The 23,496-nt window shown below is 61.2% G+C and carries 23 protein-coding genes and 1 tRNA gene; 7 read left to right on the top strand and 17 right to left on the bottom strand.

Annotated features, from left to right (window positions below):
- The 3 genes from menC to mazG are packed head-to-tail and all read right to left on the bottom strand — an operon-like array spanning position 1 to position 2,829.
- Entirely contained in the window at positions 1-1,113 is a 1,113-nt protein-coding gene (gene menC / locus VGU25_06600) for an o-succinylbenzoate synthase (GenBank protein HEV2576862.1), read from the bottom strand.
- Positions 1,114-1,156: 43 nt separating this feature from the next.
- On the bottom strand, positions 1,157-1,942 hold the full coding sequence (locus VGU25_06605) for a GNAT family N-acetyltransferase (protein ID HEV2576863.1): 786 nt from the start codon (positions 1,940-1,942) through the stop codon (positions 1,157-1,159).
- Positions 1,939-2,829: a nucleoside triphosphate pyrophosphohydrolase gene (gene mazG, locus VGU25_06610; GenBank protein HEV2576864.1), complete on the bottom strand. Its 891-nt coding sequence runs from the start codon at positions 2,827-2,829 to the stop codon at positions 1,939-1,941. The genes VGU25_06605 and mazG overlap by 4 nt, the downstream gene beginning before the upstream one ends.
- 86 nt (positions 2,830-2,915) lie before the next feature.
- On the opposite strand from mazG, the gene uvrC reads away from it, so the two are divergent.
- Positions 2,916-5,039 carry an excinuclease ABC subunit UvrC gene (uvrC, locus tag VGU25_06615; GenBank protein HEV2576865.1) on the top strand — a complete coding sequence of 708 codons (2,124 nt, stop codon included), beginning with the start codon at positions 2,916-2,918 and terminating at the stop codon, positions 5,037-5,039.
- Here uvrC and VGU25_06620 read toward each other — a convergent pair.
- Positions 5,036-5,917: a neutral zinc metallopeptidase gene (locus tag VGU25_06620; GenBank protein HEV2576866.1), complete on the bottom strand. Its 882-nt coding sequence runs from the start codon at positions 5,915-5,917 to the stop codon at positions 5,036-5,038. The genes uvrC and VGU25_06620 overlap by 4 nt on opposite strands.
- 37 nt (positions 5,918-5,954) lie before the next feature.
- Here VGU25_06620 and VGU25_06625 point away from each other — a divergent pair, with 37 nt between their 5' ends.
- Positions 5,955-6,215, top strand: coding sequence for a hypothetical protein (locus VGU25_06625; protein ID HEV2576867.1), 261 nt, complete (start codon positions 5,955-5,957; stop codon positions 6,213-6,215).
- Here the strand turns inward: VGU25_06625 and lepB are convergent.
- Together lepB and VGU25_06635 are read right to left on the bottom strand one after the other, a co-directional pair.
- Entirely contained in the window at positions 6,212-6,817 is a 606-nt protein-coding gene (gene lepB / locus VGU25_06630; protein HEV2576868.1) for a signal peptidase I, read from the bottom strand. The genes VGU25_06625 and lepB overlap by 4 nt on opposite strands.
- Before the next feature lie 104 nt (positions 6,818-6,921).
- A complete protein-coding gene (locus VGU25_06635) occupies positions 6,922-7,944 on the bottom strand; it encodes a serine hydrolase (protein ID HEV2576869.1) in 1,023 nt (340 codons plus the stop codon).
- A gap of 126 nt (positions 7,945-8,070) precedes the next feature.
- Between VGU25_06635 and murQ the strand changes: the two genes are divergently transcribed.
- The gene (gene murQ / locus VGU25_06640) at positions 8,071-9,039 is read left to right on the top strand and encodes an N-acetylmuramic acid 6-phosphate etherase (protein ID HEV2576870.1); all 969 of its coding nucleotides are present in this window, start codon (positions 8,071-8,073) and stop codon (positions 9,037-9,039) included.
- A 189-nt stretch (positions 9,040-9,228) separates the two neighbouring features.
- Positions 9,229-9,762, top strand: coding sequence for a hypothetical protein (locus tag VGU25_06645; protein HEV2576871.1), 534 nt, complete (start codon positions 9,229-9,231; stop codon positions 9,760-9,762).
- A 3-nt stretch (positions 9,763-9,765) separates the two neighbouring features.
- Here VGU25_06645 and VGU25_06650 read toward each other — a convergent pair whose 3' ends face one another.
- The gene (locus VGU25_06650; protein HEV2576872.1) at positions 9,766-10,203 is read right to left on the bottom strand and encodes an META domain-containing protein; all 438 of its coding nucleotides are present in this window, start codon (positions 10,201-10,203) and stop codon (positions 9,766-9,768) included.
- Positions 10,204-10,322: 119 nt separating this feature from the next.
- Between VGU25_06650 and VGU25_06655 the strand changes: the two genes are divergently transcribed.
- Entirely contained in the window at positions 10,323-11,402 is a 1,080-nt protein-coding gene (locus VGU25_06655; protein HEV2576873.1) for a hypothetical protein, read from the top strand.
- 80 nt (positions 11,403-11,482) lie between these two features.
- Here VGU25_06655 and VGU25_06660 read toward each other — a convergent pair whose 3' ends face one another.
- From VGU25_06660 to VGU25_06680, 5 genes are all read right to left on the bottom strand, one after another.
- Positions 11,483-14,362, bottom strand: coding sequence for an Ig-like domain repeat protein (locus VGU25_06660; GenBank protein ID HEV2576874.1), 2,880 nt, complete (start codon positions 14,360-14,362; stop codon positions 11,483-11,485).
- Positions 14,363-14,618: 256 nt separating this feature from the next.
- A tRNA-Asn gene (locus tag VGU25_06665) sits at positions 14,619-14,693 on the bottom strand.
- A 97-nt stretch (positions 14,694-14,790) separates the two neighbouring features.
- Complete coding sequence (locus tag VGU25_06670; GenBank protein ID HEV2576875.1) at positions 14,791-15,558, bottom strand: CAP domain-containing protein; 768 nt, start codon at positions 15,556-15,558, stop codon at positions 14,791-14,793.
- Between the two features lie 92 nt (positions 15,559-15,650).
- Positions 15,651-16,418: a WecB/TagA/CpsF family glycosyltransferase gene (locus VGU25_06675; GenBank protein HEV2576876.1), complete on the bottom strand. Its 768-nt coding sequence runs from the start codon at positions 16,416-16,418 to the stop codon at positions 15,651-15,653.
- A 2-nt stretch (positions 16,419-16,420) separates the two neighbouring features.
- The gene (locus VGU25_06680) at positions 16,421-17,413 is read right to left on the bottom strand and encodes an NAD-dependent epimerase/dehydratase family protein (protein ID HEV2576877.1); all 993 of its coding nucleotides are present in this window, start codon (positions 17,411-17,413) and stop codon (positions 16,421-16,423) included.
- A gap of 117 nt (positions 17,414-17,530) precedes the next feature.
- On the opposite strand from VGU25_06680, the gene VGU25_06685 reads away from it, so the two are divergent.
- Entirely contained in the window at positions 17,531-18,436 is a 906-nt protein-coding gene (locus tag VGU25_06685; protein ID HEV2576878.1) for an ABC transporter permease, read from the top strand.
- Between the two features lie 4 nt (positions 18,437-18,440).
- A complete protein-coding gene (locus VGU25_06690) occupies positions 18,441-18,899 on the top strand; it encodes a metallophosphoesterase family protein (protein ID HEV2576879.1) in 459 nt (152 codons plus the stop codon).
- 1 nt (position 18,900) lies between these two features.
- Here the strand turns inward: VGU25_06690 and VGU25_06695 are convergent, their stop codons facing one another.
- The 5 genes from VGU25_06695 to thrB all read right to left on the bottom strand — a co-directional run bounded on the left by VGU25_06695 (position 18,901) and on the right by thrB (position 23,473).
- Positions 18,901-19,647 carry a hypothetical protein gene (locus tag VGU25_06695; GenBank protein ID HEV2576880.1) on the bottom strand — a complete coding sequence of 249 codons (747 nt, stop codon included), beginning with the start codon at positions 19,645-19,647 and terminating at the stop codon, positions 18,901-18,903.
- Between the two features lie 5 nt (positions 19,648-19,652).
- On the bottom strand, positions 19,653-20,594 hold the full coding sequence (locus VGU25_06700) for an ABC transporter permease (GenBank protein HEV2576881.1): 942 nt from the start codon (positions 20,592-20,594) through the stop codon (positions 19,653-19,655).
- A 41-nt stretch (positions 20,595-20,635) separates the two neighbouring features.
- A complete protein-coding gene (locus VGU25_06705) occupies positions 20,636-22,039 on the bottom strand; it encodes a hemolysin family protein (GenBank protein ID HEV2576882.1) in 1,404 nt (467 codons plus the stop codon).
- Positions 22,040-22,102: 63 nt separating this feature from the next.
- A complete protein-coding gene (gene trxA, locus VGU25_06710) occupies positions 22,103-22,474 on the bottom strand; it encodes a thioredoxin (protein ID HEV2576883.1) in 372 nt (123 codons plus the stop codon).
- A gap of 108 nt (positions 22,475-22,582) precedes the next feature.
- A complete protein-coding gene (gene thrB / locus VGU25_06715; protein ID HEV2576884.1) occupies positions 22,583-23,473 on the bottom strand; it encodes a homoserine kinase in 891 nt (296 codons plus the stop codon).
- Positions 23,474-23,496: the final 23 nt, after the last annotated feature.

The raw sequence follows: 23,496 nt of genomic DNA on the forward strand, positions 1-23,496 counted from the left end.
TTACGCCTGCAGCCGTAGCCGGCGAACCGTCACTCGCTCAATCCGCTCGCGATCGATCTCGTATCCTCGTCCTGGTTTGTTCCATGGGACATCGATCTCGCCCTTGGGCGACACTGTGACGGCGGGTTCAATGATGTCCTCGCTCCAGTAACGGCTCGATGCGGAGACATCTCCTGGAAGCGAGAAGTTAGGCAGTGACGATAGCGCGATGTTCTGCGCGCGTCCTATGCCAGTCTCGAGCATGCCACCACACCAGACCGGGACTCCGTGCTGCTGCGCGACGTCGTGGATCGCAAGCGCTTCGGTGAAGCCGCCCACCCGCCCTACCTTGATATTGATGATCCGTCCGCTGCCGAGCTCCAGTGCTGCCTGCGCATCGCGCCTGTTGCGAATACACTCGTCCAAACAGATTGCGGTCTTCAGTTTCTTCTGAAGCTCGCGGTGGAAGTAAAAGTCGTCGTACCAGAGAGGCTGCTCGATCATCAGCAGGTTGAAACGATCCCACGTTGCGATGCGATCGGCATCATCAAGCCTATAGGCCGAATTCGCATCACAGCTCAGCATTATTTTTGGCCAGCGTTCACGAACGCGCTCGAAGACTTTTTCATCCCAGCCCGGCTTGCATTTGAGCTTGATCCGCTGATAGCCGGCGGCGAGCTCGGTCTCGATCTTTTCCATCTGTTGCTCGATGGTCGGCTGGATTCCGATGGAAACGCCGCAAGGAATCGTCTTGCGCGTTCCGCCCAGCAGCTTTGCGAGCGGCACGCCCTGCCGCATCGCGTCGAGCTCCCACACGGCGTTTTCAAGGGCGGCTTTCGCCATCCGATGCCCGCGCACCTGCTCGAAGATGGCAGGGCAGTCGCGACCGCTCTCGAGCTCAGATTTCAACAGGCGCGGCGCAAGTTCTGTTTCCGCGATGTGCCAGGCGGTATCGATCATCTCGTCGGAGAAGTAGGGATGCTCACCCGCGACGCACTCACCCCAGGCGGATAACTCCTCTGCTTCAATCTCCACCAGCAGAATTCGCCGCCCCGTAGTTACGCCGAAGCTGGTCTCAAACGGATGCGCGAGCGGCATATTAATCTCACGCAACGTCAATGCCTCAATCTTCATGGATATCCCTTCTCTGCCCTTCTCACTTTTTGCTGGCGGCCTTTCAGAACCCGCACGGTTCATCCCATTTGCCCAGCAAGAAAGTACCATCTCCGTCTGTATTCCTTCGATAGCCAAGAACTGAATGCCCGCGCGCGAATGCATCTTCCAGCGCGGCCGCGTTGTTGGCCTGGACCCGGCGCGCCTCTTCACGGTGTGCAGGCGAAGCCTTCCAGTCGTAGATCTCCGCCGGCACACTCACCTGTTCCAGGACCTCAAACTGTGGCTGCTCACCCGCGAGCACGCTGCAGACGCGCTTCGAGCGCAACCACCACTCCGCGTAGACGCGGTCCGTCGGCAATCCACCCTGCAGCGGCGAACTGGACGGCCCATAGAAGTTTCGTTTGTAGCGCCGCACGATCGCGCCCAGCCGCACAATGTTCAGGTGCGCATTCTTTATCTCCAGGGGGTCGAACGTCCACTCCATCAGCTCGAAGCCTCGACTTAGCGCGTCCTCACGCTGCGCCAGCTTGAGCTTTCGTCCGAGGCCCAGATTGCGAAATCCTGGCAGCACACCCACCATGTGCGAGTGCAAATAAGGACGGCCGTGCCGATAGCCCGGAAGCGCCATCGCGAATCCAGCCATAGTGCCGCCCGCGAATGCGCCCATCACCTGACCACCGATGCGCGAGGCCAGCAAAAACATCCGCCGCGGAATGATATCCCCGGGATCGTAGCCCCACACTGCAGTCTCGATTTCAACGCAGGCGTCGAATTCCGCAAGCTCCGTCAGACACCGTATTTCAACAGCGGTGGTGGCCTGCAACGCGTGTTCGTCCGTACCGGTCAACGCTTCTCCTCCAAATCTTTTTGTGTGTTCTTTGCTCTGTCCCACAAAGCCTCAAGCTGTTCTGCAGACATCGCCTCCATCCGCGCGCGCCCGCCCGCCTCCTGCTCCATTGCGGCAAACCGCTGCCGAAACTTCGCATTCGTTCCCCGAAGTGCAAACTCCGGATCGACCCGCAGATGCCTCGACAGGTTTACTGCTGTGAACAGCAGGTCGCCAAGCTCCTCCTCGACGCGGCCAGTCCGCGCACCCGCTGCAAGCTCCTCGCGCAACTCATCGGTTTCTTCGGCCAGCTTGTCGAACAGCCCGTCAACATTCGGCCAATCGAACCCAACCTTCGCCGCCTTGGAGCCCAGCTTGGAAGCCTCGAGCATCGCCGGCATCGACCGCGGCACGTCGGCCATCATCGAGTGCGGGCGTTCCGCTTCATCTCTCGCACGCTTCTCCTCTACCTTGATCTGTTCCCAGTTGCGCAGTACCGCATTCGCGTCCGTCGCCTCGACCTCACCGAACACATGCGGATGCCGCCGAATCAGCTTAGCGCTCAGATTCTCCGCTACATCCTCGAGCGTGAAATAGCCGGCTTCGCTCGCCATCTCGGCGTAGAAGAGCACCTGCAGCAGCAGATCGCCGAGCTCATCCTTCAGCCCCGGCCAGTCCCTCCGCTCGATCGCGTCAAAGACCTCGTAGGTCTCTTCAAGTGTATGGCGCTTGATCGTGTCGAAGGTCTGCTCGCGATCCCACGGACACCCACCAGGCGCACGCAGCTTCGCCATAATCGCCGCAGCCTTGCCCAGCGCAGCCGCCGTTTGAGCTTGTCCCTTAATGTCAATGGCTTGAGTCACATCCTTCAGCTTACTTGACTTGGCCGGTCCGCATCCGTCCTGCATGTCTCGCGTCTAATCTTCAGAGCCCTCCTTCCAGGCAGCCGCAGGCTCGCCGCTCTACACTTGATCTTTGGACCTGAACCTCTGCAATGGATCTCCAGCAGAAAATTCGCACCCTGCCCACCGGCCCCGGCTGCTACCTCTACAAGAACGCCGAGGGCGAGGTCATCTACGTCGGCAAGGCGAAGAACCTTCGCGCCCGCGTGCGCAGCTACTTCCTCGCCGCCTCGCAGGCCAACGCAAAGACCGGATCGCTGATGCGCGAGGCCGTCGATCTTGAATACATCACTGTCGCCAACGAGCACGAAGCGCTGGCGCTCGAAAACAACCTCATCAAGCAGCGCAAGCCGCGCTTCAACATCCTGCTGCGCGACGACAAGACCTACCCTTACATCAAGCTCACGCTCGCCGATCGCCATCCTAAGGTCTTCGTCACACGCCGCCTGCGCAAAGATGGCTCCGCCTACTTCGGCCCGTACTTTCCCGGCAATCTCGCGCATCGCCTGGTCGACGTCATCCACCGCAGCTTCCTCATCCCAAGCTGCAAGGTCGACCTCAACCGCTACCACCCGCGCCCATGCCTGCAGTACTACATCAAGCGCTGCCTCGGACCGTGTGTGGACGGACTCATCTCGACCGATGACTACCGCCAGGTCATCCGCGACGTGCAGCTTTTCCTCGACGGCAAATCCGACGAACTCGAGCGCCGCCTTACCAAACGCATGGAATCAGCTGCCGAGAACATGCAGTTCGAGCTCGCCGCGCGTCTACGCGACCAGCTCGTCACCGTGCACCAGGCTGGCGAGCGCCAGCGCATCGCCTCCGCTGACTCCTCCGACGACGCCGACGTCTTCGGCTTCCACTTCGAAAGCGACATGCTCGCCGTGAATCTCTTCCACATGCGCGGCGGCAAGATCGTCGACCGCCGCGACATGTTCTGGGAGGACCTGCCGGAGTTCGAGTACGACACGGTCGCATCAATCAGCGAAGAAGACGCGGACGCAACGGATCTCGTCAACGAGCCGCACCTCGAACCCAACCCGAACTACCCCGCACCCGAAGTCTTCGCGGACTCCGAAGAGTCCGATCAGCACTCCATCCTCGCGTCGCCATTCGAGTCGGATATCCCCTCCGGCGAAGTTGTCTCCGCCAGCTGCGCAATCCCCGAACTCGCGTCTCGAACCGCAACCCCGGCCGCCACCAGTTTCTCACCGTCCGCATTCTTCTCCGCGCTTCTGAAACAGATCTACCTCGATCAGGCTTACATTCCGCGCCACATTTACGTGCCCGTCGATTTCCCCGACCGCCAGCTGCTCGCCGACGCTCTACGCGAGCGCTCCGGACACAAGATCGAGATCGGCGTCCCGCAGCGCGGCGACAAACGCTCCCTCGTGGACCTCGTCTGCCAGAACGCGAAGCAGTCCTTCGACCAGCGCTTCCGCGTCCTGCAACCCTCCATCAAGGCCATGCAGGAATCCCTGCAGGACGCGCTGACGCTCGCCGAGCCGCCCGCGCGCATCGAGTGCTTCGACATCTCCCACATTCAGGGCGCCGAGACCGTTGCCTCGCTCGTGGTGTGGGAAAAGGGCGCGATGAAGAAATCCGACTACCGCAAATTCAAGGTGAACAGCGTCGCGGGCGTCGATGACTTCGCCTCCATGCGCGAGGTCGTTCTCCGTCGCTATTCGAAGTTCGCGAACGGCGCAACGCCGACCGGCAAAGACTCTACCCTTCCCTCGCTGGTGCTCATCGACGGTGGCCTCGGCCAGCTCCACGCAGCCGCATCCGCGCTCGAAGAACTCGGTCTAACCACTCAACCACTAGCGTCAATCGCCAAGCGCGAAGAGATCATCTATGTCCACGGCCAGGAAGATGAGCCCGTTGTCCTTGATCGCCGCTCGCCTGTCCTGCACGTCATTCAAAAGATTCGCGATGAATCCCACCGCTTCGCCATTACCTACCACCGCAAGCGCCGCGAGATGCGCGACCGCGTCAGCGAGCTCGACGAGATCCCGGGCGTAGGTCCCACCACACGCCAACGCCTCCTCACCCACTTCGGCTCCGTCCGCGCCCTCCGCCAGGCCGCGGAGAAGAACCCCGACGCCCTTCTCGCTGTCACCAACAAAGCCACGGCCGAGAAGATCAAGCGCTTCTTCGCTGGCGAATCGGAAGCTCCCGCCGGCAACAGCGCGCTGGTCCAGATCGAACCCTAATCCGGCTGGCTGCCTCCGAAGGTATTGCAGGCGCTGGGATCGCCGCTGTCGAATCCACGCTTGAACCACATGTCTCGTTGCTGGCTTGATCCGTGGGTCCACGTCTCAGGACTCACCGCGCGTCCAGCCATCTTCTGCAGATGATCGTCGCCCACGGCCGCAGCCGCACTCAGCGCCGCATCCTCATCGCCCGCCTGCACAATCCCGCGCTCCTGCGCCGAGTGCCCCCACACGCCCGCATAGCAATCCGCCTGCAGCTCGGTGTCTACAGAAAGGTGCAGCCGCTGCGAAGGCTCCTGCTGATCCAGCTGCTGGACCTTCTGCTCCGTACCGATCAGGTTCTGGACATGGTGCCCCAGCTCATGCGCGATCACGTACGCCTGCGCGAAGTCGGCGGTACTTCCGCCGAACTTCCTTAGCTCATCCCAAAAGTCCAGATCGATATAGACCTTCTGATCGTTGGGACAGTAGAAAGGCCCTGTCGCGGCCTGCGCCGTCCCGCACCCGGAGTAGGTTGCTCCGCGGAACAGCACCAGCTTGGCGTGTCTGTACGGCGGCCAGCCCTTCTGCTGGAAGATTTGTGTCCATGTCTTCTGCACGTCGTCCAGCGTGAACGAGATTAGGTGCGCGTCGCGGTCCTCGGCAGCACTCTGCTGCACCGGCTCGCCAGGCGTCTGTTGCTGAACTTGTTGTGTCGGGGCTCCGCTTCCGAAGAACGCGCCCAGGAAGTTGTGCCCGGTAATCAGGCTGATGACAAGCAGCACAAGGAAGCCAACGATCCCGAGCCCACCACCGCCGCCGATGCCAAAGCCGCCACCGCCAGAATCGCCTCTGCGATCCTCGATGTCGCTGCTCATTCCGCCTGATTGCCAATCCATACGTACACGCCTCCCTGTCCTAGGATGCACGACAGGTATGGGGCCTCACAGCGTCGAAAAAGCGTCGGGCTACCTGGGCTTTTTAGGTCAGGGCGATGCTTCCGACGGCGGCAACAATGATGGCAACGACCATCAGCACGAACCAACCGATTTTGCTACGCGAAATCACGAAGAGACTCCAGTGGAAAACTTGCCTTCTCAACTGCCTCTTCGTTGTATTCCCTACACCAAGGTCACGGTACTCCCCATTGGCGACATCCCGTTCCCTACCCGTGTCATGCCCTTTGGGTGTTACTAATGGACCACGCCCGCCTGATCCATCGGCCAGTACACAAATGCAGCACGGCCATAGATTAAATCGCGTGAAACCGGCCCAAAGTCGCGGCTGTCGCTCGAAATCGACCTGTGGTCCCCCATCACAAAGTACTCACCTTCGGGTAATACCATTTCCGGCTGAGAGCGGTCGTCCCTGTACCACACGGGCACATAGCGCTCCTTCAGCTGCTTGCCGTTCACATACACCACGCCGTGATCAATCCGGAGATCATCGCCCGGAAGCGCGATAACGCGCTTGATATAGCTCTTCGTCTGGTCATGCGGATACCGGAAGACCACCACATCGCCCCGGTGGATCTCACCAATCCGGTACGCAAATTTGTTGATGAACAACCGGTCCTGGTCTTCAAGCTGCGGAAGCATGCTCGTGCCTTCCACTCGCACCGGCTGGTACAGGAACAGGATGATAAACACCGAAACCAGGACGGAGATGATCAGGTCTCTCGTCCACGGCCGCCATCCATTCTCCGGGCGACGACGCCGTCCACGCACACTCTGGGTCGGCAGCGACACCTCCTCCGGAGTCACACGCCTCTCATTGAGATCAGTGATCTCGTCTTGCATCTTCCTGTCAATCTCCAGCCGCCGCTGATGGCGCTGCGCAGCCACACTCTAGTTTAGACGTACTTTTCCCGCTTTCGCCTCAAATCGGCCCTGTCGCACACTCGCTAGTGCCCTTCCGGCAGCCCCAGGCCCGGAACCATCCCCTTCGCATCCAGCCCATCCGGCGACCACGCATCCACAATCGTCTTCGCCAGCTTCGCAATCAGCATCTCCGCTGAGTTATCCACCGTCCAGCTGTGGTCCTCGTTGTCCCACGTAAAGATCGAGATCACCATCGGCCCGCTCTTTCCCGCCACCAGAGCCACATCGTTCCGCACCGCATTCAGCGACCCGGTCTTGCTCGCCACCGTCTGGTCTCCGCCGTTTGGCAGATATCGCGGGATGGTCTCGCGGTAGAACTGGTCCTTCAGCATCGTTAGCGCGACGTCGCACACCGCCTTGTCCTTGTCGTCCATCGGAGCCCAATTCGCCAATCCAGTCGTCTGTCCGCTAGCCGACGCATCGGTCCTCCTCAGATGACACTCCCCAATCTGCTCCAGCAGCTCCGCCATCTCCCGCGCCGTCGTCTTCCCCAGCCCGAACTTCGCATAGTCCGCCGGCAGCGGTCCCGTCGCCGGCTTCATCACCTTCTTGTACAGGTGCGTGTTCTTCAGCCCCAGCGACTCCACCCGCGCATTTACCGCATCCACGCCAAATCGGTCGATCGCCAGATTTGTCGCCGTGTTGTCACTCACAATCACCATCATCGTCAGCACATCCTTCAGCGTGACAGTCAGCGGCGTATCGAAGAAGTGCAACATCCCCGAACCGTCCACCGCCTCGCCGGGCTTCAGCGTGAGCTTCTCGTCCCAGCTGGCCTTGCCTTCGCGCACATCCACCATCGCGTTGTAGAGAATCGCCAGCTTGATCACGCTGGCCGTCTGCACGGGCTCGTCCGCGTCAATCGCGATCTCACGGCTCGTGTTCAGCTGCCGCGCATAGACCGCGACCTTGCCATGATGCGCCTTGATCAAATCTCCCAGCGCGCTGTTCAGGCCGTCATCGCCGCTCTGCTGCGTCCACGCCGAGCCCACGCCCACCAAAATCATCGCCACCAAACCTGCCAGACAGCCCCGCCGTCTCTTCATCCCTGTGTGCGCCTCCGCTACATAACATCTCCCGAGCAGAGTACATCGAACCTTGCCGTATCCCGTCCAAAGTGTTTGCGTTCACCCTATGCGGTTTTGATTTAGAATGAGCAGTAACGGAATCCTATGGCAACGTTAACCATGCCGTCCCCGACTTCCACTGAGAAGTCGTTTTCATACCCCCTGAGCGACCTGCAAAGCCTTACCACTGAGCTCCCGAATGAAGCTTCCGTTGGCCTGGATACCAAGTCAGCCATCGAGATCGCCCGCATCATCGCTCACGAGGACGCAAAGGTCGCCGCAGCCGTCAAGAAGGCGCTCCCCGAGATCGCCATGGTCATCGACACCGTCGCCCGTTCCCTCCGCGACGGCGGCCGCCTGATCTACGTCGGTGCCGGCTCCTCAGGCCGCATCGCTGCCCTGGACGCCTCCGAGTGCCCGCCCACCTTCTCCACCGCCCCGCAGCAGGTGCAGTACATCATGGCTGGCGGACCCAAAGCCCTCGCCTCCGCCTCCGACGTCAACGAAGATTCCCCCGAACTCGGCCAGCGTGACATCGCCCGCCGCCGCCCCACACGCAAAGACATCGTGATTGGCGTCTCGGCCTCGGGCCGCACGCCCTACGTGATCGGCGCCGTCGACTACGCCCGCGCGCGCGGAGCCAAGACCGCCGCCGTCACCTGCAATCCCAACTCCGAGCTCGCCCAGGTCGCCGATATCACCATCTGCGCCGAGGTCGGCCCCGAGGTCATCTCCGGCTCCACGCGCATGAAGGCTTCCACCGCGCAGAAGATGATCCTCAACATGATCACCACAGGCGCCATGACGCGGCTCGGCTACGTCTACGACAACCTGATGGTGAACGTGCACATGAAGAACGCCAAGCTTGTCGAGCGCGGCATCGGCGTCCTCATGAAGCTCTGCAACATCGACCGCGAGACCGCCATCCGCACCATCAAGGCCGCCGGCAAATCCATCCCTATCGCGGTCGTCATGCTGAAGGCCAACGTCGACAAGATGGAAGCCGTCCGCCGCCTCCAGAAATCCGACGGCAACGTCCGCCTCGCCATCGACGACTCCCGCCTCGAACTCTAGTACCCCAACGAAATCCGCGTGCCACCCGCAAATCCTGCGGCCTACCCGGAAATCCGTGCCCACCCGTCAATCCGGGTGGCCTACCCTTTCGCCGCGCGAAAGGGTGGGGTGTCGCGCGTTAAGACGCGCGATGTCTTTTGTACCGGGTAATACTGCCGAGCGACGGCTAAGATAGACACGCCCACAAACATGCCTGTTCCTACAAGCCATCGCGACAATCTATCCCCGCGAACCGGCCACTCTCTCCTGCGCTCCATCCGCATCTGGCTCGCCGTCGTTATCCTCGGCCTCTTCCTCAGCGGCATCACAGCCTTCCCTCTCCAGCACGAGCTCGACGTCGTCGTCCGCATCGCCACACACTTCCAGCTCGCCGACCACGCGCCTCCACTCAACGCCTGGTTCCTCCGCGTCGACCACGCCCTGGCCGACACCAACGCCCGCTACCCATTTCTCGCCTACGGCACCGACTGGCTCGCCTTCGCCCACATCGTCATCGCGATCGTCTTCGTCGGTCCCTATCTCGACCCGGTCCGCAATAAATGGATCGTCACCTGGGGCCTCATCAACAGCGTCGGCGTCTTCTTCCTCGCACTAATTGCCGGTCCGATCCGCGGCATCCCGCCCTACTGGCGGCTCATCGACTGCAGCTTCGGCGTGGTCTGCGGAGCCATCCTGCTCAAGGTTCACTCGGACATCCGGCGGCTCGAAGCATCTCGAGCCTGACCTCTACTGAGCCGCTGCCGCCGTAAACCTCGCCAGGTCGTGTCCGCTGTCGTCCTGCAACTCCAGTTCCCCGTCCGAGATCTTCCACTGCCGCACCTTCTCCAGCGCGTCAACCAGCTTGTCCTCCGTGTCTGATCCACCCGCACACGCCATCATTGTGCGCGCCGCCCCCTTGAATCGCAGGTGCACTCCGTCCAGTTCATACGGTCCGAGCAGGTTGTTGCACCCGCCCGATCCCGACATTCTGTGGGTGACCGGATTCAGCATGATGAAGGCCGTCCGCGGCGACGTGTGCTCAACGCTGCTACCTTCCACCCAGGTCAGCTTCCACTGCGTTCGCTCGAGCGGCGCAGCCTGCTTTAGCTCCTGTGCATGAACGACGCCCGCCAGCGCCAATGCGAGCCCCGCCTGCACCGCCAGACCCGGAATTTTTGTCCGCATATCAGCCTCCCCACGGCGTAATCTCAATGTCTACTCCGGGCACATGGGCTCCTCGTGATCGGCCAGAACCTGCAGCAGGTTCGCCATCCTTCACACCTTCGTCTGAGGAGGTTCGCTCGATGCAGTCCACCAAAACCACGCTCACTCTTTCGACGGCTGGACTCCTCTTCTGTCTCGCCTGCAACTCTCCCGTCGTGTCCACGTTCGCCTCGGACGGCCCGGCCATGACGACCGATGCTCCCGCGGCCCAGGCATGGACACAGTTCACCGACCCCAACGAGCACGCCTTCACCGTGGACGTGCCTAGCGGCTGGACCGTGCGCGGCGGCCTCTTCCGCTTCGGCTACTCCGACGAACGGGTCATGGTCGACATGCGCTCGCCGGACGGCCATATCAACATCCGTCTCGGCGACGTCTCCCTTCCCAACTACGCCCTGCCGACGCCTCCCTACCATACCCGTGAAGGTGAGGTGTACGATCTCGGCGCCCAGGCCCACCTGGTCGTCGCCCGCTATCGCACCGGGCCCGAGTTCGCCGTCCTCTACGCTCCGTCACGCTTCAGTGCGGTCTGCCACAACCCGCAGTCGGACACATCTTTCCCAGAACTGTCCATCCCGGATGCGGTGCCCATCCCCGCGAGCGCGCAAGCCTCCAGCGGCCAGATCGTCTATCGCTGCCAGGGCGCGGACGGCCCGCTCGTTGCTTTCGCGTATACCAAAACCGTCCTAACCGGCTCCATCTGGCAGGCCAGCAGCGTCGCCAGCTTCTCCGCCCCACCGGACAAAGCAGCCGAGGCCCGCAACCTGCTGGTCCATTCCGCGCAATCCTTCCGGCTGAGCCCTCAGTGGATCGACTATCAAAAGCACATGGACGAAGAAGGCATGCAGTACCAGCGGCAGCGCCAGCAAGGCCGGATGGTCGCGCTGCAACAGCAGGTCCAGCAGTTCGAAGCCAAAATGCGCGCCATGCAGGACCAGGTGAACTCCTTCGAAGCCCACCAGGCCGCCCAGGCAAAACAAGTCGAGGGCTTTACTGACGTCCTGAACGGCGTCACACCCACCACCAACCCGCTCACCGGCGAAACCCGCAAGGTCTGGACCGGAACGCAGGACAACTACTGGGTCAACGGCGTCGGCCAGGTCGTCAACTCACACGATGCCCCCGCGCCCGGGTACACCCACCTCGATACCCCGCATTAGCCCGCCCGTCACTTGACAGAACGGCCCTCCAGGGACCGGCCCAAATCGGCCCTGTCCAGCGCTGCGCCAGCGGTCCATCGCTATTGGCAGAACACCGCAACAACGGTTCCAGTGCCGGCGTGCCCAGGCGAAGGTCCATATCCGGGGCTCGTCTTCACCACAATAATAGCCGGCACATTGCCTGTAATCGCGCTGCCGGACTGGCCGACGGAACTCGACACGATCACTCCCATATACGAAGGAACGCTCGACGGCGGACCAGAGCTATTCCCCGTGCCACTACTCCACCCGCCGCCGCAACTCTGCGGAGCCGTGCTGGCAAAGCCCTTGAACGCATTCGGTGCAGGTCCACCACTCAGCGAGTTGTCCTTCGCCCATTGCGCGCTCCAGAACTCCACCTGCGTGCCTGTCGCCGCATTCAGATTCCCGACAATCATCGACCCCTCCGCCAGGAACGCGAACAGAATTACAGGCTCGGAAACCGTCGACGGCAGATAGTACGCATCGCCGGCGAAGTTAGCCGCCACAGTATCCGGTCCCAGCGGCTGATTCACAAGAATCATGCAGCTCGCCGTTCCGGTCCCATCCGTGGTGCCCGAGCACGTCTGTGCGCTTCCTCCGGTCCCCAGCGTAATCGAGACAGTACGTCCCGCAATTGGCGTTACGCCATCCTCCTTCAACACAGCGGCAAACGTAGTCGAGTGACCATTCGCAATCACGGTCGGACTGGTCGCCGTGAACGCCACAGTGTCTTCCTCTTTGGTCACCGTAAACGGAGTCGCCGCCGAAGCCGGCACATAGAATCCGTCTCCCGCAAAGCTCGCAGTCAACGTATATGGACCCGCCGCCTGGTTCGGCGTCAACGAACAAGTTGCGTTTCCGGAGCCATCTGTCATCGCCGAGCAAGTCTCAGTGCCACCGCCCGAACCCAGCACAAACGTCACTGTCTTATTCGCGAGCGGGTTTCCATCGGTCGTCAGTTGCGCCTGAACCGTCGCCGCATCGTCATAGTCTGAAGTCGTGGCGTTCGCAGCCGTGAATGCAATGGCAGCCTCTTCATGCGTCACCGTGAAGGTGGTGGACACGCTGCTTCCCGCATACGATGAGTCCGCAGCGAACGTCGCCGTCAGCGTGTACATTCCCGCTGGTTGATTTGGTGTCACCGAGCACGACGCGATCCCCGAGCCATTCGTCATCGCCGAGCATGTCTCCGTGCCGCCGCCTGTACCAAGCACAAACGTTACTGTCTTCCCGGAAAGCGGACCCCCGCCGGTAGCAGTCAGCACGGCCTGCATCGTCGCCGTGTCGCTGTAGTCCGAGGTCGTCGCGCTCGCACCGGTGAACGCAATCGCGGACGCAGGCTCAATGTTCACGTCAAAGTTCGCCGAAGGGATTCCGTTCGTTACTACAACCAACTCACTCGCGCCCTGCTCAATACCTGCCGGTACGTCGAAGCTGGTCGAGATGACCGTCGAAGTATCCCCTACTGCCTCAACCCCCATCCGGCTGTGGCCATGCGTGCGCGCATAGACAACATCTCCAGTTCCGTTATTCGTGATCCGCACCAGCGGGTAGTTCGTCGACTCCTGGACATCGTCGCCATAAGAGCCACCCATCGACAGACCGTTGAACAGGTTTCCCGAGATCGCATACGTATTGCCCAGCCCAAGAACGTTCGGCGGCGGCGACGTAATCACCGGCCTCCATGCGTTCTGATAGGTGCCGATGTTCTCGTAAAGATAAACATCGCTCCCGCCATGCGTATACAAAATCTCCCCCGTCGGCAACACTAGCATTCGGCCGTGATACGCGGCCTCGCCGCTGACATTGGGGCCTCCGCTCGTGCTCACCGGGTTCAGCGCCCCTCCCGACAGGGTGAACTCGAAGAATTGCGCTCCCGCAGGGAACGACGTTCCCGACACTCCCGGCGACGCCTCGACCAGCACATTGCCATCCGGCAAAATGGACGCCGGTCCATCAGGAACCGTCAACTGTATCCCCGAGTTCTGTGAAATCGAGCCCAGCGGAAACGATGTAGCCGTCGCCCATGTCTTCGCATTGGTGTCATACGTTGCATTTTGCCCGGATACATTGCCCCCGAAGTAAACCACCACGCCGTCAGGCCGCAACACCGCCGGCCCAACCTCGCGCGAGCCCGTGCCCGTCGACGTAATATCCGCCAGATTCACCGGCGTGTATCCGGGACTGCTCCACGTTAGCGTCGCAGGATCGTAAAGCTCGTAGGCGCTTCCGCCCCCGGTACTAAGGTTCGCCGTGTTATTCGCATCCACCGTCAAGACCGTCCCGTCCGGCAGGATTGTCCATCCCTCCTCGTCGTTGCTGTCCAGCTTGCCACTCGCGGCAACCAGCGTCAGTGTCAAAGCGTTAGGGTCCAGCTTGTAGATCGTGCCCGAGGAATCAATATCGGCGATCAAGGTTGTTCCATCCTGAAGAGTGATCGACTGATTGTCGCTCCCCACATAAGCCGCCGGAACCGAAATGGGCCCCGACCACTGCCCCGTTCCACCGTTGGCTGTGGGATCGAACACATAGCCCAGCGTGGTGGGGCAGTTCGTTACCGGTGGCGGCGGGGTCCTGCACCCCAGATAGCCGTTGTTATATTCGCCGCCAATGACGAACACCCGGCCGTCCGGCAGCACCCCGGAAGCGTAATAAAGAGGACCATATCCCGGCGGATTAGGACTGGGCTGCGGAAGACTCTGCAACGCAGTCCACACGCCGTTCGCGTAGCTGCCGTTCTTCGGCGTCAGACGATTCCACGCGGTGCCCTGTTCCCCCGCCTGGCACATCACCGAGCCATCGGTCAGCAAGAGACACGTACTCGCATTCGGCGCCCCGCTCAGCGCCGTCCACTGTGCATGCGCAAAGCTGCGCCCAGCCGTCAGAACGAACAGAAGAAATGCAAGCTTGGAAATCAGCCGCACACAATCTCGTTTCATCGCATCACCTCTGCGTTGAAGAAACAAGCTGTGGCCCGTTGGGAGTGTGCAGACTTGAACACATTTTCACTGAAGTGTCAAATCTAAACGGAGGGTCGTCTCACGAAAACATCAGGCTGCGTTCGGCATGGCTACAACGCCTTAATGTGCCACGCGGTCGGCGCCAGCAATGATGAACTGCGATCGGGGGTCGCCGGCATTTTCCCCGAATCGGACCTGGCATCCGAACCTATCCGCCGTAACTAATTGGAAAGAATGGCTCCTGAGGTAGGACTCGAACCTACAACCCTTCGGTTAACAGCCGAATGCTCTGCCATTGAGCTACTCAGGATCAGGTGGCAACAGCAGTCTTACAGTGTGAGGAACACGTCGACTGCTCTTGTTTGTTATAACAAATGCCCTTACCGATGGTCAAAGCTTGAAACGCACTACGGAAACAGCATCACTGCAATCGAATAGGGCGTAAACGGACCTGAATCCTTCGCGTCGCAGGCCCCAACCACAGCCGAATGGTACTTCCCGGTCGCCAGCCGCTGGCGAAGCGTCTCCGGCAGCCGGTCCAGCGAGGCAGTCGTAAACCGCATCACAAACCACGGCTTCCGCGCACCCGCGTAGCCCGTTTCCATCTCGCATGTCCGCCGCGCATCGTCGACGTTAGCAAGCAGGTACAGCCTTGACTCTGTCCGTAGAAGCGAAGCAACGGCGGTCTCCTGCTCCTGAAAGCTCAGGCTCTCCACGCTGCGATCGAAATCCTCCACCGCATAAAGCTGCTCGCCCCGCCGCACCACACTGATTCCAACCGAATTCACACGAGGGTCGAGCAGATTCGCCCGGTGATCCGGCGAGTGCATCCACGCGTCATGAATCGTCGGCGCATTCCACGCCTCGGCGACGTTCTCCGCAATGACGGTGAACTTTGCACCTGCGATGTGTCCGCGGCCAGCCAGATCAAGCTCCCCCGGATACTGGTGCGAGATCGATTCCCTCGCCGCCATCTCGCCTGCGTGCCTCTGGGCTGCGCGATACAGCGTCTCATCCCACTTCAGCGGCGGCAATCCACGCTGCTCGCGCTCCGCATTCGCCGCGCTGAACAGATACTGTTCAGCTACCGTCCCCCTGGCTTTGGGTGAAGAGGGCATCGCTGCCACAGCAGGCAGGAGAGTGACTGCCAGAATTGATAGAGCGCGGAGAGCCATTGCTCGCATTAACCCCCAGTGGTCGAGAAAAGTAGCGCCTTTTCATCTCACCACGCAAGAGTTCGTCGGAAAACTCCCCGAAGGTAGTACCGTTACCTTCCGTCCTGAACCAGGTCCGGCAAGCGCTCGCGATATCGAACCATGAGGTTCAACAGCTTACGTGCCTCCCAATACCTCGGCCCGAAACGCTTCGGATCGGCGAGCGTCCGAAACAGCCAGCCCAGATACAGCTTGTCGGCCCACACCGGAATCCCCACCTGGTCACCGCTGAGGAATGCAATGGCTGCTCCGATGCAATGAATCGCAGGCCGATAGGACAGTCGCTGTTTCAAGTAGAGGCCGAGCCGCTCCTGTGTTCCGCCACCTACGGTCACCAAGACGTGCTCCGGTCGCAGACGTTCCAAAAGTTCCAGCAGCCTTGGATCCTCAATCTCCTTGCCGTACATCGGGGCGAGATAAACGCACTCCTCCGGCACCTCGATGCCCTGCATCTTCAGCCACTCGATGTTTCGAGCCGCGCTTACGGGACTAGCCATGATCCACACAACATTCCCCGGCCGGTGCATTTCCGATCTTTGCAGCAGCTCTCGCAGATACAGCAGACCGGATAGCCTTTGAATCTTCTCCCGCGATATCCGGTTCCAGATCATCACCATGAACGCCGAGTCTGGGATGCACACGTCGGCATTCAGCAATGCTTCACGGTAGCCGGCGTTGCGGTCGATGTCCTTGAGGGCGGGCGCGGCAGGGACGACCAGCAGCCCGCCGCGTTCCATTTCTGTCACGGCATCCGAAACCGATCCGCCAAAGAAATCGACGCCCAGAATCGTCACCTTCCGGTGCGCAACGAACTCCGCCATTCCTATTTGCCCGAAGCCCCGCGTTCGATCTCGCCTTCGATCCAGCGGTAGGTCTTCTCCATGCCATCGCGCAGTTTCGTCGAAGGCTCCCATCCGAGGCGTTCCAGGATGAGCGTGTTATCGCTGTTGCGCCCGTTCACGCCCTTGGGCGCGCTCAGGTTGTAATTCCGCTTCAGCTTGATCCCTGCAATGTCCTCGACGATGTCCACGAGCTGATTGATCGTTACAAGCTCGCTCGAGCCGAGGTTGATTGGCTCATCGATGTCGCTCTCCATGATCATCTGCGTGCCTTCCACGCAATCGTCGATGTACATAAAGCTTCGCGTCTGGTGTCCATCTCCCCAGATCTCGATATCGTGTTTACCCGAACGCTTCGCTTCGATCACCTTTCGGCAGATCGCCGCCGGCGCCTTTTCGCGCCCACCGTCCCAGGTGCCGTGCGGCCCATAGACATTGTGATACCGCGCGACGCGCGCCACCAGGCCGAAGTCTTCCTCAAAGTGCCGGCACATGCGCTCGCTGAAAAGCTTCTCCCAACCGTAGCCGTCTTCTGGCAGCGCCGGGTACGCATCGCTCTCCTTCAACGCCACCACATCCGGATTCGTCTGCTTCTCACCGTTGTACACGCATGCTGAAGACGAGTAGAAGAATCGCTTCACACCTGCATCCTTCGCCGCAATCAGCATGTGCGTGTTCGTCAGCACGCTCAGCATGCACAGTGCCTTGTTGTTCTCAATGAAGCCCATCCCGCCCATATCAGCGGCGAGTTGATACACGAGTGACGCACCCTTAGCCGCGACATGACAGCTCGCCTGGTCCTTCAGGTCCAGCGAGAGATTCTCCACACCCTCCGTCACCTGGTACCACTCATCCAACGGTTTCACATCAACGGCGCGCACCACCTCCACGCCGTTTTCCAGTAGGCTCTTAACCAAGTGGCCGCCGATGAACCCACCCGCACCACAGACGACCGCCTTCTCGCCCTTCAAACTCATTCACTCTCCGCGCCTGCGATTTCTGGCTGCTCCGCGTTTCTCATCATTCTATCGCGGCCGTTTGGGCTCGCGTCGGTTCCCGCTCTGTGGGATGCTCCCTCGCCAATGACTTCAATAATGACCGCAACGTCACCGCCACCCAGACATACTGCGAGTCCGCCGGCGCATCGAAGCAGGGCCGCCTCGCTGCGCCGAAAGCTTCGCGCGAACCCGATGGTTGCCGCGGGTGTCATCCTGCTGACACTCTTTACGCTGTGCGCAATCTTTGCTCCGCTGCTGGCACCGCACGATCCCGCACAGCTCGACCTTGCACAACGCCTTCTTCCGCCTACACACGCACACTGGTTCGGCACAGACGAACTCGGCCGTGACGTGTTCTCGCGCACGCTCTATGGCGCTCGCGTTTCGCTGCTTGTGGCGATCTCGGTTGTCGGCTCCTCGCTTTTTGTCGGCGGCATCCTCGGCTGCATCGCGGGCTTCTACGAAGGATGGGCCGACACCCTCATCAATCTCTACCTGACCAACGCGTTTCTCGCGCTTCCTGGCATTCTTCTCGCCGTTGCGATCGTTGCCTTCCTCGGCCCGAGCCTGATCAACCTGATTGTGGCGCTCGCGCTTGCCGGGTGGGTCAACTACGCACGGCTTGTCCGCGGCCAGGTCATGGCGATGAAGCAGCGCGAGTTCGTGCAGGCCGCGCGCTCGCTCGGCGCCAGTGATGTGCGCCTCATGCTTCATCACATCCTGCCGAACATCATTCAGCCGGTGCTCGTACAAGCCGCGATCGGAATGGCTGGCGCGGTGCTGGCCGAAGCCACGCTCAGCTTCCTCGGCCTCGGCGTTCAGCCGCCCACGGCCACCTGGGGCGCCATGCTCAACGACGCCCGCTCTCATCTCTTCGAGTCGCCTTACCTCGTCTTCTTCCCTGCCGCCGCCGTCGCTCTCTGCGTGCTCGCCTTCAACCTCGTCGGTGACGGCCTCCGCGATCTCCTCGATCCTCGCACTCGTATTCGCGAAGGGCTATGAGTGCATGATCGGTGTGATCTCTGACACTCACGGCCTTCTGCGACCCGAAGCCCTTGACGCGCTCCGCGGCGCAGAGCACATCCTCCACGCCGGCGACGTAGGAGACATCACGATCCTCGACCGCTTGCGATCCATTGCTCCCGTGACCGCCATCCGCGGCAACATCGACACCAGCGGCCCAACCGCGCAGCTCCCCGCCACCGAAGCCATCGAGCTCCACGGCCACCTGATCTACATGCTGCACGCAATCGCCGATCTCGACCTGAAGCCCGAGGCCGCCGGCATCTCCGTCGTGATCTTCGGCCACTCGCACAAGCCGTCAACCGACATCCACAAGGGCGTGCTCTATCTCAACCCCGGAAGCGCCGGCCCGCGGCGTTTCAAACTTCCGATCACCGTCGCGCACCTGCACCTCGACGCGAAACCGCGCGCGGAGATCATCCCACTCTCAATTTCGGGTTGAATTACATCTTTGCGATCGCTGCCTTGGGATCCGCCACCGGCTTGGGCTGCTCCTTGGGAACCGGCCGCTGTCCCACAACCGGCGCCTCAGGTGCCGGTACCGGATGCGCTGCAGTTTTCGTCCACGTCAGGGTCACGGTGGAAAGAATGTCCGCCATCCGCTGGTTCAGGGTTTCCAACTGATGTTCGGTAATCTCCTCCGCTCCGCTTGAAATCGCACAGAACGTATTGATCTCCATGTCGAACCGGTAGCAGGCTCCCTTGCGATAGGCGGTGTAAACCTCGTCGCGGGCCTCCACGCAGATATCCCCATGCTCATCATGGCCATGTGTAAACCGCATCCCGCCGATGTCCTGCACGTCCGTGGGAAGGTTCGCCGGCGCCGCCTCCCGGGCACACTCTTCATCGTTCGTATGCGGGGTCACGCTGTAATAGAACACCGCCCCGCTCAGCGTGGAGTACGGATACGGATTGAAGTCCAGGCTCGCGACACCCCGCACCCTCGCATCCGGCGCAGCAGACCGCGCATCGTTATGGAACGTGCTCACAAGCCCGTCCTTGCGCGTCAAACTCCATCCGGGTGGAACCTGAAACTTGACCCCAAAGTGTCCGTCCTTGAAGTCGCGAGGAGCCGCGGTAGCAGGCGGCGCGGTGGGAATCGTTATCTGCTGCCCCACACACGGAAGCGCAGCCACACACGGAATTGCAGCGAGGGCGAGGCCCAGGGAGAGTGTCGCAGAAAGACGCATCGCTCTTATCGTCGCATTCGGGGATCGGTGAACCAATACATCCAATCGGTCAGCAAATTTACTGCGACGTAGGTCAGCCCGACCGCCAGAATGCACCCTTGTACGAGAGCATAGTCCCGATTCGAGATCGCCGAAAGTGTAAGTCGTCCCAGGCCTGGCCATCCGAAGATCGTCTCCGTGACAATTGCTCCTGCAAGCAACGAGCCAAACTGCAGACCCAACACCGTCAAAACCGGGTTCAGCGCATTCCTCAGTGCGTGACGGTACACCACAGTTTGCTCCGAAAGTCCCTTGGCGCGCGCGGTACGAACGTAATCCTGACCTAACTCTTCCAGCATCGATGTCCGCACCATCCGGGTAAGAATTGCCGCCACTCCCAGCCCCAGCGTGATCGCCGGCAGCACGAGATGTTTCAGGAAGTCGACTCCACCGACGCCCGCGCCCGAGACGGGCAACCACCCCAGGCCGATCGAAAATATGACGATCAGAATCGGTCCGAGCGCAAAATTCGGAAAGCTCAACCCAAACAGGCTCCCCACCCCTATCGTTCGGTCCTGCCACGCATCCCGCTTCCTCGCGGAATACACGCCTGCTGGAATCGCAATGCCCGCGCCCAATAGCATCGCCGCGGCGGTCAGCGCGATCGTGTAGGGATACCGCTGCAAAATGAGGTGAAGCACCGAATCATGCAGCCGCAGCGACTGCCCCAGGTTGCCATGCACGATCCCCCGCCAATAGTGCATGTACTGCTCGCCCAGCGGCGCGTCGAGCCCGTATGAGTGCCGCAGCGCTGAAATGTCCGCCGCCGTCGCTCCCTCGCCTAGCATCTGCACAATCGGATCGCCGGGCACGAGATGAATCAGCAGAAACACGACAGTCACGACCAGCCACAGCACCGGCAGGGTCGTCAGCGCACGCTTCAACAAACCGCGTCCCACGCGTCGCACGGCTCGCGTCTTTTTATCCTGAGCGGTCCCGTTCGCCACCGTCATGCCTTCGTTCCCACCGTCCGCGACTCTTCCCTCAATGCGTTCTCCGCCGCAGGATCCAACTCCTGCACGCGAACCTTGGCGATCCTGCGCCGGTCCACTTCGACCACGGTAAACCGGCGTCCGCCAATCTCTACGCTCTCGCCCGGCGCCGGAATATGCCCCAGCCGCGTCAACAGCAACCCTGCCAGTGTTTCGACACCCGCCGCCCGCGGCAGGCGCCAGTGAAGCTGCGTCACCAGGTCCCGCAGGCTCGCATTGCCATCCAGCAGGAGCCCTCCACCCGGCGCCGCCAGCGGAAGCACCTTCGCCGTGTCGAACTCATCTTCCAGTTCGCCGACGATCTGCTCCAGCACGTCCTCCGCCGTTACCATCCCCAGCGTTGAGCCGAACTCATCCACGACAATCGCAAGCTGCCTCCTGCGCTCCTGAAATTCCTTCAGCAGCTCCACTGCAAGCTTCGTCTCCGGAACAACTTGAACATCGCGCATCACCTGCCGGAGCGTCAAGCCGGACTCCGCGGTGTTCCCCATCGACTGGGCCACGCTCCTGAAGTGCATCAGCCTCGCCACGTCCATCGCGTGCACCAGGCCGATGATATGGTCGCGCCCGCGCTCGGGGTCATACACCGGCACACGCGTATGCTGCTCTTCGACAATCCGTCCGCTCGCCTGCTCCAGCGACATATCGGCAGGAAGCGAGAAGATCTTCCCGCGCGGCGTCATGATCTCGCTTACCATCACGTCCTTCAGCTCGATCGCCCGGTGAATCATCTCCTCCTGAAACTTCGGCAGCAGGCCCACGCGACGCGTCGCCGTCGCCATCAGCTTCAGCTCTTCGGGCGAATGCGCAGCCGTTTCTCCCCGCAGCGGCGCACGGAACACTCGCAGCACGATCCCCGCCGATGCGTTCATCACCGTCACCGCCGGTCGCGTCATCCGCAGGAAGACATCCACCGGGCCGGCTACCGCCAACGCAATCCGCTCCGCACGCTGCAGCGCCAGCGCCTTCGGAACCAGCTCGCCCAGCACCACCTCGAAGTACGTGATCAGCACAAACGCGAAGACGATCGCCAGGCCGTGCACAACAACTGGCGACTTCAACTGCGGAATCGACTGTAGCCGCGCGAACACATGCGCCAATCCTTCCGCGATCACCGGTTCGCCCAATGCGCCCAGTGCCAGCGCGGCCAGCGTCACACCCAGCTGCACGGCAGACAAAAACTCGTCGAGGTGATGCTTCAGGTGCAGTACCGTGCGGGCACCGGGCTTGTTTGCAGCGATAAGCTGCTCCACCCGCGTTTCGCGCAGGCCCACCAACGCGAACTCCGCAGCCACAAAGAAACTGTTCGCCAGAATGAAGAAGGCGATCAGACTCCCGTGCACCAGCAGCCACTCAAGCATCTGCCTTAAGCCTAGACGCAGAAAAGCCCGTGAGCAATGCCCACGGGCCTGAACAATTTATTACTAGCTTGCCGACTCGCTAACTGGCTGACCCGCTGTCTTGACATCCAGCACGCGCTTCAGCGTCTGGTCGATGTGCTCCTTGGGCACATAACCGACAATCTGCTCGGACACCTTTCCGCCCTTGAACAGCAGCAGTGCCGGAATACCGCGGATGCCATATCGTCCCGGCGTCATATTGTTCCGGTCGACGTCCATCTTCATCACCTTCAGCTTGCCGTTGTATTCCTCGGCGACCGCATCAACAACTGGGGCCAGCGCCCGGCAGGGGCCACACCACGCCGCCCAGAAATCCACCAATACCGGTGTCTCCGACTGAAGCACCTGCTTCTCAAAATCGGCGTCGTTTACCTCGGTTACAAACTGTCCTGCCATCGCACTCTCCTTCAAAATCTCGGCTCTGCCCTCGCAGAGCCGCTCATCAACCCACTCATAATAGATGCCCACCCGTGGAAAACGATGCAGGATGTGCAAACAAAGGGGTTAGAGCACCTCGCGCTCGACCCCGCCAGCAATCCTCACGGGCACCAGTTCCACCGCCTCGCCGACCACCTGCCGCAGACGCGTCTCTGCCTCCAGCAGCGTCGTCTCAGCCGCCAAAACCACCAGCACCGACGGCCCCGCTCCGCTGAGCGCCACACCTGCAATCTCGCGTTCTTGCGCCAAGGGTAAAAGCTTCTCCAGCAGGCCACATGCCTTCATCCGGTACGGCTGATGGATTCTGTCCTCCATCGCCACGCGGAGGAGGTCCAGCCTCCCCTGCGCAAAGGCTGCCGTCAGCAGCGCCGACCGCTGCACATTAAAAACCGCGTCCTCCCGCGAATAGGTGTCGGGCAACATTGCGCGGGCCTTCTTCGTCGCCAAGCCTTCGCCGGGCATTGCGAGAATCATCTGCCATGCCGGATCGCCGGAAAACGTGGCCGCGGTCAGCCCGTTTTTCTCCGTTATGGCCGACGCCGTAAATCCGCCGTACCAGCACGCCGCTACATTATCCGGATGCCCCTCGCGCTCCGCCGCCTCGCGCAAAATCTCGGCGTCGGTCCACCCAAGCGCACCGAAGTGCGCAGCCAGCGCCACCCCCGCACAGATCGCGGCCGCGCTCGATCCACAGCCCATCCCCAGCGGAATCTCGTTATGAATTCTCAGCCGCAGACAAGGCGCTTCGACCCCGGTCTCATCCATCACGCTGCGAAATACATCCAACATCAAGTTATCGGCAACCACGCCAACAACATCCGCATTTCTCCCTGTAGCCTCAAGCTGCCACGTGGGCGCGATATGCGCTTCCACCGTCAGCCACATCGATAGCGCCAGCCCCACCGCATCGAACCCCGGTCCCAAATTCGCCGAAGTCGCCGGCAGCCGCAGCAGCATCCCACGCTTCTCCAACTCGCGTC

The organism is Acidobacteriaceae bacterium (assembly GCA_035944135.1).
Classification (GTDB): Bacteria; Acidobacteriota; Terriglobia; order Terriglobales; family Acidobacteriaceae; genus Granulicella.

Excerpts from the sequence above, each read along its gene's own strand:
- VGU25_06625 (HEV2576867.1), top strand. The coding sequence starts at position 5,955 with ATGGGGCCTCACAGCGTCGAAAAAGCGTCGGGCTACCTGGGCTTTTTA.
- lepB (HEV2576868.1), bottom strand. The coding sequence starts at position 6,817 with ATGCAAGACGAGATCACTGATCTCAATGAGAGGCGTGTGACTCCGGAG.
- menC (HEV2576862.1), bottom strand. The coding sequence starts at position 1,113 with ATGAAGATTGAGGCATTGACGTTGCGTGAGATTAATATGCCGCTCGCG.
- VGU25_06655 (HEV2576873.1), top strand. The coding sequence starts at position 10,323 with ATGCAGTCCACCAAAACCACGCTCACTCTTTCGACGGCTGGACTCCTC.
- VGU25_06705 (HEV2576882.1), bottom strand. The coding sequence starts at position 22,039 with ATGCTTGAGTGGCTGCTGGTGCACGGGAGTCTGATCGCCTTCTTCATT.
- VGU25_06620 (HEV2576866.1), bottom strand. The coding sequence starts at position 5,917 with ATGGATTGGCAATCAGGCGGAATGAGCAGCGACATCGAGGATCGCAGA.
- VGU25_06645 (HEV2576871.1), top strand. The coding sequence starts at position 9,229 with ATGCCTGTTCCTACAAGCCATCGCGACAATCTATCCCCGCGAACCGGC.
- trxA (HEV2576883.1), bottom strand. The coding sequence starts at position 22,474 with ATGGCAGGACAGTTTGTAACCGAGGTAAACGACGCCGATTTTGAGAAG.
- VGU25_06685 (HEV2576878.1), top strand. The coding sequence starts at position 17,531 with ATGACCGCAACGTCACCGCCACCCAGACATACTGCGAGTCCGCCGGCG.
- VGU25_06670 (HEV2576875.1), bottom strand. The coding sequence starts at position 15,558 with ATGGCTCTCCGCGCTCTATCAATTCTGGCAGTCACTCTCCTGCCTGCT.
- VGU25_06650 (HEV2576872.1), bottom strand. The coding sequence starts at position 10,203 with ATGCGGACAAAAATTCCGGGTCTGGCGGTGCAGGCGGGGCTCGCATTG.
- uvrC (HEV2576865.1), top strand. The coding sequence starts at position 2,916 with ATGGATCTCCAGCAGAAAATTCGCACCCTGCCCACCGGCCCCGGCTGC.
- mazG (HEV2576864.1), bottom strand. The coding sequence starts at position 2,829 with ATGCAGGACGGATGCGGACCGGCCAAGTCAAGTAAGCTGAAGGATGTG.
- VGU25_06635 (HEV2576869.1), bottom strand. The coding sequence starts at position 7,944 with ATGAAGAGACGGCGGGGCTGTCTGGCAGGTTTGGTGGCGATGATTTTG.
- VGU25_06695 (HEV2576880.1), bottom strand. The coding sequence starts at position 19,647 with ATGCGTCTTTCTGCGACACTCTCCCTGGGCCTCGCCCTCGCTGCAATT.
- VGU25_06675 (HEV2576876.1), bottom strand. The coding sequence starts at position 16,418 with ATGGCGGAGTTCGTTGCGCACCGGAAGGTGACGATTCTGGGCGTCGAT.
- VGU25_06690 (HEV2576879.1), top strand. The coding sequence starts at position 18,441 with ATGATCGGTGTGATCTCTGACACTCACGGCCTTCTGCGACCCGAAGCC.
- VGU25_06660 (HEV2576874.1), bottom strand. The coding sequence starts at position 14,362 with ATGAAACGAGATTGTGTGCGGCTGATTTCCAAGCTTGCATTTCTTCTG.
- VGU25_06680 (HEV2576877.1), bottom strand. The coding sequence starts at position 17,413 with ATGAGTTTGAAGGGCGAGAAGGCGGTCGTCTGTGGTGCGGGTGGGTTC.
- murQ (HEV2576870.1), top strand. The coding sequence starts at position 8,071 with ATGGCAACGTTAACCATGCCGTCCCCGACTTCCACTGAGAAGTCGTTT.
- thrB (HEV2576884.1), bottom strand. The coding sequence starts at position 23,473 with ATGCTGCTGCGGCTGCCGGCGACTTCGGCGAATTTGGGACCGGGGTTC.